This window comes from Streptomyces sp. NPDC060198 (assembly GCF_042728415.1).
GTDB lineage: Bacteria > Actinomycetota > Actinomycetes > Streptomycetales > Streptomycetaceae > Streptomyces.
Genome location: NZ_JBHWZJ010000001.1, coordinates 4,726 through 18,902 on the forward strand (window position 1 = coordinate 4,726; position 14,177 = coordinate 18,902).

The following is a 14,177-nucleotide window of genomic DNA, read 5'->3' on the forward strand; positions in this document are numbered from 1 at the left end:
CGGCTGGTTCGTCGTCGGAGCATGCCGAGAGGCTGGAGGCGAGGACGACGGCGGCCGACAGAGAGAGAACCGGGCTGATGAGCCGGTGGCGCCGGAGGGTTCCGTGGACAAACAACGCGATTGGCCTTTCTGGATGTGTGCAGGGGTGATCGGGCGCGGCCGTTCTCGGACGGTCGATCACATGCGACAGGCCGTCCCGGGGGTGCGCCTTCGTGGCAATACGGTGCGCCGTGGGTTACTCACAGTCCTCCGACTGGTTCACCGTCTCGGTGTAGCTGTTGATCAGGCTCTTCATGGCCGTCTTGTCGCCGGCGCCGGAGTCGAGGACTTGAATGATCGCGAAGAGGCGCATCTCCGGGTGCTCCGGCGACGTACACGAAGCGGTTTTGCCCACACCGGCCTTGCTGGTCCAGACGTACCGGTAGTCGCCCGTCGTCTCCCCGCCTTTCGTGCCGGAGTACGCCGCCGCGACCGTCGCCCCGGTGTCCAGGCGACCCCACCACGCCTGGGCGAGGCGCAGGGCCGGCTTGCCGTCCACGGACAGGTCGCAGCGGGTCGTCCCGCCGTTCGGCTTCGAGGTCGCCGAGGTGAGGGAATCCCCGCCGGGCAGCAGAGTCTTCACTTGTGCGGAGTCGACCGCGACCCCGCACAGTGTGGTGGGCACGGTGTAGTTCTTCGCGGCTGGTTCGTCGTCGGAGCATGCCGAGAGGCTGGAGGCGAGGACGACGGCGGCCGACAGAGAGAGAACCGGGCTGATGAGCCGGTGGCGCCGGAGAGTTCCACGGACGGACAACGCGACGGGCCTTTCTGGATGTGTACAGAGGTGATCGGGCGGGGCCGTTCTCGGACGGTCGGTCACATTCAACGGGCCGTCCCGGTGCGAGCCTTCGAAGCACTACCCGTGCACCGAGGGTCATTCGCAGGCATCTGAACGGTTCACCGCCGCGGTGTAGCTGTTGATCAGGGTCTTCATGGTCGCTTTGTCGTCGATGCTGGGATCGAATGCCTGGATGATGGCGAAGAGGCGCATGTCCGGGTGCTTCGACGACGTGCAGGAAGAGGTCTTGCCCACGCCGGCCGTTCCGGTCCAGGCGAACCGGTAGTCGTCCGTCGTCTCCGCGTCGTTCGTGCCGGAGTACGCCCCCGAGACTTTGAACCCGGTGTCCAGGCGGTCCCACCAGGTCTGGGTGAAGCGGAGGACGATCTTGCCGTCCACGGAGACGTTGCAGCGGACTGTCCCGCTGTTCGGCTTCGAGGCCGTCAGGGAGAGAGAATCCCCGCCTGGCAGCAGGGGCTTCACTTGTGCGGAGTCGACCGGGATTCCGCACAGTGTGGTGGGCACGGTGTAGTTCTTAGCGGCTGGTTCGTCGTCGGAGCATGCCGACAGGGTGGAGGCGAGTACGGCGGCGGCGGACAGGGAGACGGCCGTGCCGATGAGCCGGTGACTGCGAAGAGCTCCATGGACGGACAACGCGAGAGGCCTTTCGGGGTTCGGGCGGGGACGGTGCGGTGGGCACCGTCCCCGGGCATTCGACTCAGATGTCCGTCTTCAAGTGCGGGGACATTTGAGCGGTGTTCGTACCCGCTGCCCGGAACCCGTCTTGAGCGGCGCGTCGGGCCTTCTCGTCGATGCCGTCGTCCAACAGGTCATTGCGATGGTGCGTCTTTGCCGCCTTCTCCACGGCGGCCTCGGTGTAGTCCGAGTTCTGATCGTTGCCGCTCTCCCACAGCTCGCCCATGACGGGGCCCGCGTCGTCCTTGGCGTGCCCTTCGGCGTCCTGGAAGAGGGCTTCGAGGACCATGCTGCTCACGGTCCCGGCCGCGCCGCCGGCCACCGCGCCGGCGACCGGGCTGGCGATGAACGACGTACCGACTCCGATGCCCGTGCCGATACCTCCGGAAATGGCGTTCTTCCATTGCCCCACGGACTGGTCGAACTTCTTGTCGGACTCGTCGGCGGGACCAGCGACCGCCTCCTGACGGCCGATGGCCAGCGTGCCGGACACTTCACCCGAGCCGTGGGCTATCTGCTCGATGGTGAACTGCGTGTCGTTCGAGTAGCGCGCGTCGGGCGGCAGGTCCGGGTTCAAGTGGTAATCCATGAGGTTCCCCATGTACGCCTTGTTGGCGACCTCCACTGCCGCGTATCCCTCCGGATCCTGACCGACGGTCAACAACAGCGCGTTCACGTTACGGTGGTCGAGCGTGGCCGAACTGCCGGCGACGGGGAACAGTCGGTCGGTGTCCTTGTCCGCGTCGTCGGTGAGGGCCCGGTTGATGTCCGGCAGGTACTCCGAGGTGATCTGCCCGATGCTGTCGGACATGTAACTGTGACCCGTGAGACGCTCGTTGTCGTCCGCGACGGAAGCCACGATCGACTCGAAGAGCCTGGCCTGCCCGTCGTTGTGCGCCGGGGTGTCCGCCGTGGGCAGTTCGCCCGCCGGGTGACCGGTCGCGGCGGCCTCCAGGGCGAGGGCGAGGTTGTTGCGGCCGGTGTTGACCTCGTCGCCGTGGAAGTTGCTCTCCTGGGGCCAGTCCCGCTCCTCGAACAGGTACTGGAAGTTGGAGAGCGGGACCTTCCCGTTCTTGCCGTTGCCGTCCGTGTCGCGCTCGAAGGGGGAGTCCTCCTTGGAGACGTACTCCTCGTTGAAGAAGTCGGTCGCCGCGTCCGGGCTGTTGGACAGGCCCTTGAGGTAACCGGTCAGCGGGTCGGAACCGCTGTCCTCGCCGATCCGGTTGAGGAGGGGGTCGTAGCCCATCTTCTGCCAGGCCATGTTGGCGTGCTCGCCGTTGCCGGTGAGCTTGCGTTCCGTCTCCATGAGCGCGGTGCCGTAGCTCTTGAGGAACTGGTCGTCGTAGTCGCCGGTCCGCATCAGGTTGCTCATGACCTGGAACCCCATGGGACCGCCGCCGTTCCGGCCGATGGGCTGTTCGCCGAGCCGGACCATGTCGCCCTTCCAGCTCGTCATGTCGGCGGAGTCGCTCTGCGTGGCGGTGGCGAGCGTCAGACCGAGATTGCGCTGGAGGTCGTCGAGCTTGTCGACGCGCTCGTGGAGCAACTCCGGGTTCACGGCGGGATCGGTGACGCCCGCCCAGAACTCGAGGGTCTGCTCCGGCTTGAGCCGGGTGGCGAACCGCTCGGCGAACAGCGGGTCGTCCTTGTACTTCGCGAGACCGTCGTTGATCTTGTCGAACTCTGCCGGCGTGAGGTCCTTGGGGTTCTTCGCCGCGATCTTGGCGAGGTCGTCCGCGGCCTGGACGGCGTCCGCCGCGGAGTCGCGGTCTTTGTAACTGGCGTCCGAGAAGCCCATCGTGGACTGGTCGGCTATCGCGCTCAGCACCGTGCTCGCCGAGGTGTCGCTCTCGGTGGCCCTGTTGAGTATCCCCTGCACCTCGTCGCGCAGCGCCGTGACGTCGCTCTCGGTGTGCTCCGGAACGGTGGTGCCCTTCGCCGCCCTGTCCGGGTGGATGTTCATCGTGACGGTGAAGCCGCCCTTGTCGGTGCTGACGACGGTCAGGTTCTTCGCCTGCCCGCGGGTGATGGCGGCCTCAAGGTCCTTCTTGAACTGCCGCAACTCGTCCCGGGTGTCACTGAGGATGTTGTGGATGGTGGTGGCCTGCGTGTGGGCATCGCCGAACTCGCCGGCGGTCTTGCCGATGAACTCCTTGGTGACCGTGGCGTTCATACCTGCCCAGTCGGCCGAGTTGGCGGCCTTGTGCAGGCCGTCCTCGGCCTGCTTCTTCAGCTCCGCCAGGTGCCGTACGAGCTGGTTCCAGTCGGAGACGGCCGTGTCGAGCGTCGCGAAGTTGGCGAAGCGGAGCGCGTCGAGATCCATGAGGTGTCGTTTCTCCTGTACGTCTGTGGTCGCGCGCCGCTACTTCTTCGGTTCGTACGCCGGGTTCTTCTTGCCCGGTTCGCCGACCCGCTCGTCGAACCCGGCGTCCAGGGCGTCGATGCTGCTCATCTGCCGCTGGATGTAGTTCTCGTCCCCGGTGTGCACCTTCTTGGTGACCTGCATGTGGTTGGAGATGTGGGCGCAGGCGTCCATGAGCGACTTCAGCTGCTCCTCCCACCGGTTCGACACGTGCTTGAGCCCGCCGCCCAGGGCGAAGCCCTGACCGCTCAGATCGCCGGCGGCCGCGTCGCTGCTGGGAGTGGCGACCCTGGCCTTGCTCCACAGGTTGTCGTAGAGGGAATGCGCCTGACTGCCGATCTTCGCCAGGTCGCCCTGAGCCACCTTGAGGTCGCCCGTCTGCCCGGGCAGGCCCACGTAACCGCCGCCGTCCCCGGGGTCCAACTGGTTCAATCGCATTCCGGTCGACCGGTCGGCGGCGCCCGCCTTCAGCTGCTCCCACTCGTCCCACGCCATGAAAAACCCTTCCCCCGTCGTGCCCCGTGCCGTCGCGCCCGGTGGGCGCCTCGGTTCTGGGTGATGCCCGGCGTGCCATGGCGGGGGTCGCGGCGCCCGGTACCGCGTCTCGCGGCGGTGTCGGAACCTCCGCACACCACCTGGTACGCGGATGTTCCCCACCGTGCGGCGCGTCGCATCCGGCGCCTGCGAACCCGTGCACCACGGATCACGGGACAGCCCTTCGATCAAACTAGCAATTCGCCAGGATGTTCACATGGGACGTCGTCCAGATCCGTGAACAGCAGTTGTGTGCATCTCGTGGAGGCTTCAGAGATGCGTGGGGCGAATGCATTGGTTCGCCCGTGAGGGGGGTGGTTTGTTCGCACTCCGGCGGGCTCCGCCGCCGGAGCCCGGCCACCGGCACGTACTGCCGCGGAGCGCTCCCCGGGCGTCTCCGCCGTGTCCCGGTGACACCCGAAGGGTGACGGCCCCGGGGCTCGAACGGGGGACTGTCCGTGGGGGGCGGGGGCTGGGAGGGTGACGGAGCGCCGGACCCGTCGGACCGGCGGGAGTCGGCACGGTCGCCGGCTCCGTGCCCCGGACGGGAGGACGGCCTCGTGGCCACGCAGGATTACGCAGTCACTCTGCAGATGGTGACCGATGCCGCGTCGTCCTGCCGCGGCACCGCCGAAGAGGTCAGCCAGCAGCTCGACTCCCTGAAGACGTACATCGTCAACCTGGAGAGCAGCTGGCAGGGCATCGCCCACGAGACGTTCACGACGTACATGGCCCAGTACGACGTGTACGCGCGGATGCTGCACCAGGCGCTCACCGACATCGCCGACGGCCTGACCAACACCCACATCAACTATCACGACGCGGAGGCGGCGGCTCTCCAGAGCTTCCAGCAGATGGAGAGCGAACTGCCCCCGGCCCGGCTGGGCTGACCCGCGCGGCCGACGAGGAGACGGAGACCCCGTGGCGGGTATCGAGGACAGCAGGATCCTGGTCGCCGGCGACCTGGAGCGCGCGGGCGCGGACATCAACGCCCGGGCGGAGGTCATCGCCGAGGAACTGGCCGCGCTGATCACGAAGTTGCAGCCGCTCGCCGACACCTGGACCGGTGAGGCCAAGGTCTACTACGAGACCCTGCAGAGCGAGTGGAACACCGCGGCGGAAGGCCTCTTCGGGCCGGACGGGGTGCTCGGCAGGATCTCCATGGCGCTGAACGTCAACTGGTCGAACTACTCCGAAGCGGAGTGGGCCAACGTCTCCACCTGGCGCACCACCGGCTGAACCGGAGGACCGGCGCCCGGCCCGCGGGTGATCCGCCGGCCGATCCGGCGTGCGGATCACCGGACGGTCCGTCGGCAACGGCCCGAGCACCGTCCGGACCGTTGCCGACGCCTTCCCCCGGGTACGGGGCGGAGGCCATTTTCACGACCCGAGAGGAACCGGCTCCCGACCATGGCCGACGAACACTGCCGGATCACCGTGGTGGCCGACCACCGGCAGGTGGATCTCGCCGTCCCCGCCCGCGCCCCGATCACCGACTGGATCGACTCGGTCGCCGGGCTGTGCGGCGTGAGCGACGACGAATTGATGCCCGCCGCCTGGACGGTGCGTACCGGGCAGGCCGCCCCGCTCGCGCCGGACCGGTCCCTCGCCCAGTCCGGCGTGACGGACGGGCAGCTGCTCTACCTGGCCGACCTGCTGGCCGGTGAGTACGACGAGCCGGTGGTACGCGACGTGGCCGAGCAGGTCACCGAGGCGTCCGAGCGGCTGCTGGAGCGCCGCTGGACCGCCCGGGCCCGGGCGGTCACCCTGCTGGTGTCCGGTCTGGCCTGGGTGGTCGCCGGGACGCTGCTCGCGCGCGTCGTGCACGGCGGCGGGAGCGCCGGAGCCGCCGGGGAGCCGCTCTCCCGGGCGGAGCTGGGCGGCGCGGCACTGGTGGCGGGGGTGTTGCTGCCGATGCTCGCCCGGATCGCGCTCGAACGCGGTTGGGCGGTGCCCGCCGGGGTGCGGACGGCGCTGGCCGTGTGCGCGGTGCCCACCCTCGCCGCGGCGGGGTACGGGCTGACGGCCGGGAGCGGCCAGGGGGATCCTGGTGTCGCCGTCGCCGGGGCGGCCTGTGGTGCGCTGATCGGTGCGGCGCTGGCCTGCGGGGCCGCGATGTCCGCCGCCACCTGCGGGGTTCTCCTGGTGGTCCTCGCCGGTGCGGTCCCCGTGGTGGTGCTGTCACTGACCGGTGTGGACGGGGACCAGGGCTCGGCCCTGGCCGCCGTGTGGGCCTTCGTGCTCCTGCTGTTCGCGCCGGGCACCGCTGCCCGGGTCGCGGCGACCGGATACCGGCGCTCCGGACGTGAACTTCCCTCGTCGGGCGTCGAGCTGGAGGCGGCCGTACGGGTCGCCATGCGCTTGCTGCTGGTGTGGACCGGGCTGCTGTCGCTGACCCTGGCCGTCACGCTGGCGCTGCTCGCGGCGGCGGACTCCCCGTATGGTCCCGCCATCGCCGCGACGCTGGCGCTGGGGCTGCTGCTGCGGGCCGGTCAGGCGGCCACGGTCAGCGAGGTGGTTCCGGTGGGCGCCGCCGGGGCGGTGGGCGCGTTCGTCCTGCTGCTGGCGGCTCCCGGCTGGCTCGGGCTGCCTCCGGCGGCCGGGGTCGCGGCGGTCGCGGTGGTGGCCTTCGTGCTGGTGGCGTACGGGTTCCGGCGTTTGATGCGGCCGGAATCGGCCGGCACGGGCCGCCCGGCCTGGCTCGCGGGCGCCGGTACGGCGATCGGCGCGCTCGCCATCCCGCTGACCGTGGCCGCCTTCGGGGTGTTCGGCCGGCTGTCCGGGCTGGGCCACCGCCTGTGAGGCGGCACCACCGCCCGGCCGGGACGACGACTTCGAGCCGTGCGGGGGAGGGGCGGGGGCCGTCGGCCGGCGCCCGGTCCTCAGCGGAGGGCGCCGTCGGTGGGAAGTTGCCGGGCGGCGGGCCGTACGGCGGTGCGCGGACCGGGTACGGTCCCGGGCGGCTCCGCCAGCAGGCCCAGTTCGATGGCCCGTCGTGTCATGTCGGCCTTGTTGCCGACGTCCAGCTTGGTCCGGATGCGTTTCACGTAGGTGCTGACCGTCGCCTCGGTCAGTCCGAGCCGGCGGCCGATCTGGCCGTGGGTGAGCCCGCCCACGAGCAGTCGGAGGGTCTCCAGCTCGCGCCGGGCCAGCTGCCGGGGTTCCGTCTCCGCCGCGGGTGCGGCGAGTTCGTCCTGGAGCCTGGCCATGAGGGGCGGCGAGACGTGCAGACCGCCGCCGTGCACCGTCCTGACGGCGCGCAGCAGTTCGTCCGTCTCCACGCGTTCGGTGACGCATCCCAGTGCGCCCGCGCGGACCACCGGGAGCAGAGGCTGCGTGGAGTACACGTCCCAGATGACCAGGACCCGGCCGTGCGTGGCGAGCCGGCCGACGCTCTCCCGGGCCGGTGCCGGGCGGCGGGTCCCCCCGGGGGAAGGCGCGGCGGCGGAGGCGTACTCCTCTCCTCCGGTGCGCGGCGGCCCGTAGAGGATCACGTCGGCGCCGAGTCCGTTACCGGTGAACCCTTCGGCGTGGTCGGGGGCCGGGACGAGTTCGGCCCCTTCGATGCCCGACAGGACACTCTCCAGGCCGTGCCGCACCAGGCTGCGCTGTTCGATGACGGCGATCCGCATGTGTGTCGCTCCGCTCTCCGTCCGCCGGCCGGCGTTCGCCGTGTCCACCCGCGACGGCCGCGGTGCCGCAGCCGTCCTCCATCGGCGGTCCGCTGCGGAGCCGTACGGCCCGACGTGCCGTCAGGCGGCCTTACCGAGCGGTGATGTACCAAGATCGGCGGTCAGCATATGCGTGCATCGAACAGCTGAACCGGACTTCTCGCGCACCTGTGCGAGCAGTGTCCGATGTTCATCATCTGCTCATGTGATCTTCGAATCGACTTCTTCCGGACGCCCTTACCCGGCCCGTCGGGTACGGGCTACCTTCGCGCGACCCTGCACCAGGAAGGCAGTTCCTTGTCCGACCCCGAGACCCCCGACCAGCCGAACCCTCCGGCGGCCGGCCCTTCCCCGGCGGAGAAGCCCGCACCGGCGGTGACCCCCTCCCCGGCGGCTGCCCCGAGCGGACCGGACCGCCTGACCCAGGAGGACCGCAGCGGCTTCGTGTCGGCGTTCGTCTCCGGGGTGCGACCGGACGGCGAGTCCGGCGGCCGGTCGAGCGGCCGACTGCTGATGATCGGCGCCGCCGTGGTGGTCGCGCTGGGGCTCACCGCCGTCGCCGTGGGCGCGTTCGGCGGGGACGACACCACCGACACGGCCACCCCGGTCGGCGCGGCGATGAGCGCGACCGCCTCCCCGAAGGCCACGGGGCGCAACGGTGCCACCCCGGCCACGCCGCCCACCGTCTCCCCTCCGGGCGGCACCGCGCCGGGCGGCTCGACCACGGTGGTCGCCGGTGCGCCGGGCACCGTGGTCGAAGGCGACCCGGGCGCGGAGACCGACGCCCCGGAGACCCCGGGCGGCGCCACCGCAGCGGCCTCGGCGCCCCCCACGAGCGCTCCCGCACCCTCGGCCACCACGGCCCCTTCGGCCGGTACGCAGGCCCACGGCGTCACCGCTCCGAAGGCCACCTTCACCGCGCTGGCCGGCTACGAGTGCCCCAAGACCGCCACCGCCACGGTCTGGGCCAGCGACCCCGACTACGGCACCGACGTCGACGGCTGGCTCACCAGCGGCAAGGGCGGCTACAAGGGCGAGGGGTGCAGCGGACATTACGCCGCCCTGCCGATGTCCGGCTCCTCCTCGACCCGGGACACCGACACCTACTGGCTCTGGAAGTTCAACTACGGCGCCAGCTTCTCCTCGGGCACCTGCTCCGTCTCGGTCTACGTGCCGAACAACCCCAGCAAGACCTATGTGGGCGGCACCCCCTCCCGGTACGCCCTCTACAACTCGATCCACAGCGGCGGCACGTCGGCCGGATCCTTCACGGTCGACCAGACCGCGCACCGCGGGAGCTGGGTCTCGGCGGGTTCCTGGAAGGTCAGCGGCGGGCCCCTCACCGTCCGGCTGGTGAACACCGGCACGGGCGCCGACTTCGCGCACCACGCAGCCGCCCCCATGCGGCTCTCCTGCGTCGCCGCGTGATCGGCCGGGGCAACGGCACCACCCTGCGGGTCGGCGCCCACGGATGGGGCGCGCACCGGACCATCGCGGCGGCGCTGCGGGCCGCGGCGCCGGGCGCCGTCGTCTCCGTGCAGCCCGGGGTGTATCCGGAGACGCTCGTCCTCGCCGGCGACGTCTCGCTCGTCGCCGAACAGGGCCCCGGCACCGTCCGGCTGGCAGGGGGCAGGGGAGTCCCGCTGACCGTGACCGGCGGACGGGTACGGGTCGGCGGCCTCGTCCTGCACGGACCCGGCGACCGCACCGCCGGCGTCCGGGTGACCGGCGGAGAAGCCGAGTTCACGGACTGCGAGATGAGCGGTGGCGCGCTGGAGGTCTCCGGGGACGCCGCACCCGTGCTGCGCGACTGCCGGGTGCACGGCACCGGGACGGCGGCCGGGGTGCGGCTGTCCGGCCGCAGTACCACCACGCTGGCCGGACTGCGCGTCGAGGGGGCGGGCCTCCTGGTGGAGGGGGAAGCCACCGTGACCGGGCACGGCCTGACGGTCGCCGACGCCCCCGGCGACGCGGTACGGCTGCGGGAGGGCGCCGGTGGCGGACTCACCGGCGCCGAACTGCGCGGAGCCGCGGGCAGCGCGGTCCACGCCGAGCGGAGCGGGCGTCCGCTGCTGCTGCGCGACTGCCTGCTGGAGGGGGCCGGCGGCCCCGCCGTCCTCGTCACCGGCGCGGAAGGCACCGGCGCGGAAGGCACCGGCGCGGAAGGCACCGGCGAGCGGGACGGCGGCGTGAAGGACACCGCCAACGGCCGCGGCTCCACGCGGGACGGCGCGGGCGAGCCCCGGTCGGGTGGCGACCGGCCCGACGGGGTGGTCCTGGAGAGCTGCCGGATCACCGGCGCCCGGGCCGCCGGAGCACGGGCCACCGGTGCCGGGGCCGGGCTGACCCTGCGCGACTGCCGGATCGAGGGACCCGCGACCGTGGGCGTCCTCGCCGACGAAGGCGCGGTCCTGCGGATGACCCGCTGCCGGATCACCGGCAGCGGGGGCAGCGGCGTCGCCGTGGGCGACGCGGCCGACGCGGAGTTGGACGACTGCACCGTGGCGGACGCCGGCGGCAACGGCGTCTTCGCCGTGGACCGCTCGGCCCTGCGGATGACCGGCTGCACCGTCACGGGAGCCGCCTACACCGCCGTCCACCTGGGCGGGGCCGTACGCGCCGTCCTGCGTGGCTGCACCGTCGAGGACGGCTCCCAGCACGGAGTCCGCGTGGGCGAAGGCGCCCTGGCCACGCTGGAGGACTGCCTGATCGGCCCGGTGGGACTGGCCGGGATCTCCGTCGCGGGCGGCGACCTCGCCGCCCGCCGGGTGCGGGTGACCGGAGCGGAGACCGGGATCGCCCTGACCACCCCGCACCGGCCGCTGGTCGACGAGTGCGAAGTGACGGGCTGTGCGACCGGACTGCTCGTCGGACCGGACACCGGAGCGCAGGTGTCCGCGCTGCGCGTCCGGGACAGCGGCGAGACGGGCGTCATGATCGGCGAACGGGCCGCCCCCTGGCTGATCGGCTGCCACATCATGGACACCGCCGGCACCGCCCTGGTCGTCACGGCCGCTGCCCGCCCCCGGATCACCGGCACCCGGGTGGCCCGCGCCAAGGGCAACGGCCTCTACGCGACGGACGGCGCGGCGGGCGAACTCACCGACTGCACGGTGGGCTCGACCGCCTGCCCCGCCGTGTTCGCGGGAGCGGGCGCCACCACCGTGCTGCGCCGGGTCCTGATCCACGACACCGACGAGGACGTACGTCTCGCCGACGGCCACCGTGTCGTGTTCCGGGAGTGCAGGACCGAGTCGGTGGCCACCAGCGCGCTGCCGCCCGGCTCACTCGCGGCCGACCGGGCCGACTCCCCGGGCGCCCCGGACCCCGCACCCGTACCGGCCGCCATCGGCGCGGGCAAGGGTGCCGAGGCGGCGGCCGGGGGAGGCACACCCGTACCGGCCGGGGAGGAGTCGCTGGAGACCCTGCTCGCCGAACTGCGTTCCCTGGTGGGCCTGGAGCGCGTCAAACAGGACGTCGAGACCATGGTGAAGCTGATGCGGCTGGTGCGCCGCCGCGTCGAGGCGGGACTGCCGCCGCCCCCGCTCAGCCGGCATCTGGTGTTCGCCGGCAACAGCGGCACCGGCAAGACCACCGTGGCCCGCCTCTACGGCCGGCTGCTGGCCGCGCTGGGCCTGCTCACCCGGGGGCACCTCGTGGAGGCCGACCGGGGGACCCTCGTCGGGGAGTACGTGGGCCACACCGCGCCCCGGACCACCGCCGCTTTCCAACGGGCCCTGGGCGGGGTGCTGTTCATCGACGAGGCCTACGCCCTGGTCCCGCACGGGCACGGCAGCGACTTCGGCCAGGAGGCCATCGCCACCCTCGTCAAGCTGATGGAGGACCACCGGGACGACGTGGTGGTCATCGTGGCCGGATATCCGGAGGAGATGCGGCACTTCGTCTCCGCCAACCCCGGGCTGGCCTCCCGCTTCACTCGCACGCTCGTCTTCGACGACTACGACGCGGCGCAGCTCGCCGGGATCGTGGAGGTGCACGCCGCCGAGCACCGGTACGAGCTGGGCGAGGGGACGGCCGAGGCGCTGCGGGACCACTTCGACGGTCAGGACCGCGACGAGACGTTCGGCAACGGACGCGGGGCGCGGCAGCTCTTCCAGCGGATGACCGAACGGCACGCGGCACGCCTGTCGGACCAGGCGGAGCCCACCACGGCCGATCTGGTGACCCTGCTGCCCGAGGACGTACCGGACGCGGACCTGGGGCCGGGGCCGGGGTTGGGTCCGGTGCGGAGGGTGGACTGACTAGGGCGTGCGTCGGAAGTGGCGCCGTCCGCCCGCGGGGCGGGTCGGGCGGCGTCCGGTGCGTGCGATCGCACGGCGGAGGGTCGCCCCGATACTGGACGTATCGGGGCGAACCCGACAACGCGGCGAGCGTGCGTGCCGGGCGTCGCCGGACAGGCGGGACTTTCGACACACGCCCCAGGGCGGGCGCGTCGGGCGTGCGCGTGCCGGGTGCCTACGTGTCGACGACCGGGCCGATCGGCGCGTCCGGGAAGACCGAGGCGTAGTCGGCGTGGGCGTAGGCGGTGCCGGCCCGGTCGAGCAGGACGATGAACTGTCCGGCCAGCTCCAGCGCGTCCGCGCACTCCCGCATGACCTGCGTCATCGCCGGGTTCATCTGGGCGGCGAACTTGAGGGCCGCTTCCTGGAGCGGCTTGTCCGGCTCCAGGCTGGGGCCGTCGTTGTCCCAGGACCACTGGCCGGTGAAGAAGTTGAACTGGGTGTTGTCCACCTTCCGCTGGGCGTTCTGGCCGAAGACCGTACCGCCCGCGACGGCCGTCTCGACCCGCTGCTTCATCACCATGTACTGGTCGACCGCGGTACGGGACGAGTTCAGCAGCCCCTGCACGCTCTCCCGGACACTGCCGAGGTCCACCGTCAGCTGCGGGTGGGAGCCACCGGTGGCGCCGCCGCCCTGACCGGACGGGGTCTCCGGCCCCTGGTTCGCGGTGATCGGCGGGGCGTCGCCCCAGATCATGGCGAGCGAGGGCATCTGGGTGGCGGCCACCGGCGCGCTCTCGCCGCCGGAGTCCTCGCCCGTCGGGCGGACCCGCGCCGGACCGTGCGCGGAATTCTTCGGCTGGACGGTGGCCACGGCCGCTCCCGGTGTTCCTCGGATGTGTGCGCATCCACCCTCCGCGCGCGCGGGCGCCGTCGTCCAGGTCCCTGTTCGGGGACGGACCGGGACACGGAAAAGGGAAGTTTCGCGCCGTCCGGCGCCCGGCCTACCGTACCGACGTGGCCAGAGCCCTCACCCCCGGCGAGTTCAAGGCCGATCTGGCGCAGCTCCTCGACGCCGTCGGCACCGTCAACCGATGCACCACCACCCTCGAAGACCTCATCACCGGGGTCGACACGGCGTTCACCGCCGCCGAGGGCGTCTGGCACAGCCGGGCCGGCACGTCCTTCGTCGACCTGCACACCGAGTTCGACGGGGCCACGGCGCAACTGATCGAGCTGCTGCACGAGATGGCCACGCGCATGCGCAGCGCGTACGACCAGTACCTCGACGCGGAGACCAAGAACACCGGCAACTTCCCGTCGTGACGTCCCGGGGCCGTCCGCGTGCCCACGAGCAGGAGGCCCCGTGATCCCCCAGCCCGACCTCGACGCGCCCTACGCTTCGGCGGCAGGCGTCGTAGACGGAACCATCACCGTGGACGGCTCGCACCTGGTGGCGCTGGCCAACACCGTCGGCGGACCGGATGGTTCGGGCGGTCTCGTCGAGCAGATCACCGACACCCTGCGCACTCTCTTCGACACCCTGGACTCCCTCCAGCTCGGCTGGCAGGGCGACACCCAGGCCGAGGCGCAGGAGTTCGCCGACCGGCTGAGCGCCTGCCTGGCCACCCTGCTCGGCACGAGCGACGAGGACGCGAAGTACAGCGTGCTGAACCGGGTTTCGGTGGCCCTGAGCGGCGCGGGCAACAACTACCTGCTGGCCGAGGACGCGGTGGTCAAGATGTTCACCGAGTTCGGCAACGCCCTGGCGTCCGGCGGAGGCGGTGCCGCCACCCCCGTCAGCATCACCGACGTCACCCAGACGGCGATCAGCGAGACCTTCTGACGCGCCCGCC

General features: G+C 71.7%; 13 protein-coding genes. 7 read left to right on the forward strand and 6 right to left on the reverse strand.

Going from position 1 to position 14,177, the window contains the following annotated elements:
* Positions 1 to 235: 235 nt before the first annotated feature.
* From ACFWEP_RS00040 to ACFWEP_RS00055, 4 genes are all read right to left on the reverse strand, one after another.
* Positions 236 to 793: a hypothetical protein gene (locus tag ACFWEP_RS00040; RefSeq protein WP_387362955.1), complete on the reverse strand. Its 558-nt coding sequence runs from the start codon at positions 791 to 793 to the stop codon at positions 236 to 238.
* A 120-nt stretch (positions 794 to 913) separates the two neighbouring features.
* A complete protein-coding gene (locus tag ACFWEP_RS00045; protein WP_387362958.1) occupies positions 914 to 1,471 on the reverse strand; it encodes a hypothetical protein in 558 nt (185 codons plus the stop codon).
* Positions 1,472 to 1,535: 64 nt separating this feature from the next.
* Positions 1,536 to 3,836 (reverse strand): hypothetical protein, encoded by a 2,301-nt coding sequence (locus tag ACFWEP_RS00050; RefSeq protein WP_387362959.1) that lies wholly within the window; start codon positions 3,834 to 3,836, stop codon positions 1,536 to 1,538.
* Positions 3,837 to 3,875: 39 nt separating this feature from the next.
* Positions 3,876 to 4,370 (reverse strand): hypothetical protein, encoded by a 495-nt coding sequence (locus ACFWEP_RS00055; protein ID WP_387362962.1) that lies wholly within the window; start codon positions 4,368 to 4,370, stop codon positions 3,876 to 3,878.
* A 599-nt stretch (positions 4,371 to 4,969) separates the two neighbouring features.
* Here ACFWEP_RS00055 and ACFWEP_RS00060 point away from each other — a divergent pair.
* The 3 genes from ACFWEP_RS00060 to ACFWEP_RS00070 all read left to right on the forward strand — a co-directional run bounded on the left by ACFWEP_RS00060 (position 4,970) and on the right by ACFWEP_RS00070 (position 7,211).
* Positions 4,970 to 5,299: a WXG100 family type VII secretion target gene (locus tag ACFWEP_RS00060; RefSeq protein WP_387362965.1), complete on the forward strand. Its 330-nt coding sequence runs from the start codon at positions 4,970 to 4,972 to the stop codon at positions 5,297 to 5,299.
* A gap of 31 nt (positions 5,300 to 5,330) precedes the next feature.
* The gene (locus tag ACFWEP_RS00065) at positions 5,331 to 5,648 is read left to right on the forward strand and encodes a WXG100 family type VII secretion target (protein WP_387362968.1); all 318 of its coding nucleotides are present in this window, start codon (positions 5,331 to 5,333) and stop codon (positions 5,646 to 5,648) included.
* 171 nt (positions 5,649 to 5,819) lie between these two features.
* Positions 5,820 to 7,211, forward strand: coding sequence for an EsaB/YukD family protein (locus tag ACFWEP_RS00070; RefSeq protein ID WP_387362971.1), 1,392 nt, complete (start codon positions 5,820 to 5,822; stop codon positions 7,209 to 7,211).
* Positions 7,212 to 7,291: 80 nt separating this feature from the next.
* On the opposite strand, the gene ACFWEP_RS00075 is transcribed toward ACFWEP_RS00070, so the two are convergent.
* Complete coding sequence (locus tag ACFWEP_RS00075; protein WP_387362974.1) at positions 7,292 to 8,041, reverse strand: response regulator transcription factor; 750 nt, start codon at positions 8,039 to 8,041, stop codon at positions 7,292 to 7,294.
* 336 nt (positions 8,042 to 8,377) lie between these two features.
* Between ACFWEP_RS00075 and ACFWEP_RS00080 the strand changes: the two genes are divergently transcribed.
* Complete coding sequence (locus tag ACFWEP_RS00080; protein WP_387362977.1) at positions 8,378 to 9,508, forward strand: hypothetical protein; 1,131 nt, start codon at positions 8,378 to 8,380, stop codon at positions 9,506 to 9,508.
* Positions 9,505 to 12,342, forward strand: a complete 2,838-nt coding sequence (locus tag ACFWEP_RS00085) for a right-handed parallel beta-helix repeat-containing protein (RefSeq protein WP_387362980.1) — start codon at positions 9,505 to 9,507, stop codon at positions 12,340 to 12,342. Before ACFWEP_RS00080 ends, ACFWEP_RS00085 begins: the two co-directional genes overlap by 4 nt.
* A 214-nt stretch (positions 12,343 to 12,556) precedes the next feature.
* On the opposite strand, the gene ACFWEP_RS00090 is transcribed toward ACFWEP_RS00085, so the two are convergent.
* Positions 12,557 to 13,195 (reverse strand): hypothetical protein, encoded by a 639-nt coding sequence (locus ACFWEP_RS00090; RefSeq protein ID WP_387362983.1) that lies wholly within the window; start codon positions 13,193 to 13,195, stop codon positions 12,557 to 12,559.
* A 143-nt stretch (positions 13,196 to 13,338) separates the two neighbouring features.
* Between ACFWEP_RS00090 and ACFWEP_RS00095 the strand changes: the two genes are divergently transcribed.
* A complete protein-coding gene (locus ACFWEP_RS00095) occupies positions 13,339 to 13,647 on the forward strand; it encodes a WXG100 family type VII secretion target (RefSeq protein ID WP_387362986.1) in 309 nt (102 codons plus the stop codon).
* Positions 13,648 to 13,687: 40 nt separating this feature from the next.
* On the forward strand, positions 13,688 to 14,167 hold the full coding sequence (locus ACFWEP_RS00100; protein ID WP_387362989.1) for a WXG100 family type VII secretion target: 480 nt from the start codon (positions 13,688 to 13,690) through the stop codon (positions 14,165 to 14,167).
* Positions 14,168 to 14,177 lie beyond the last annotated feature (10 nt).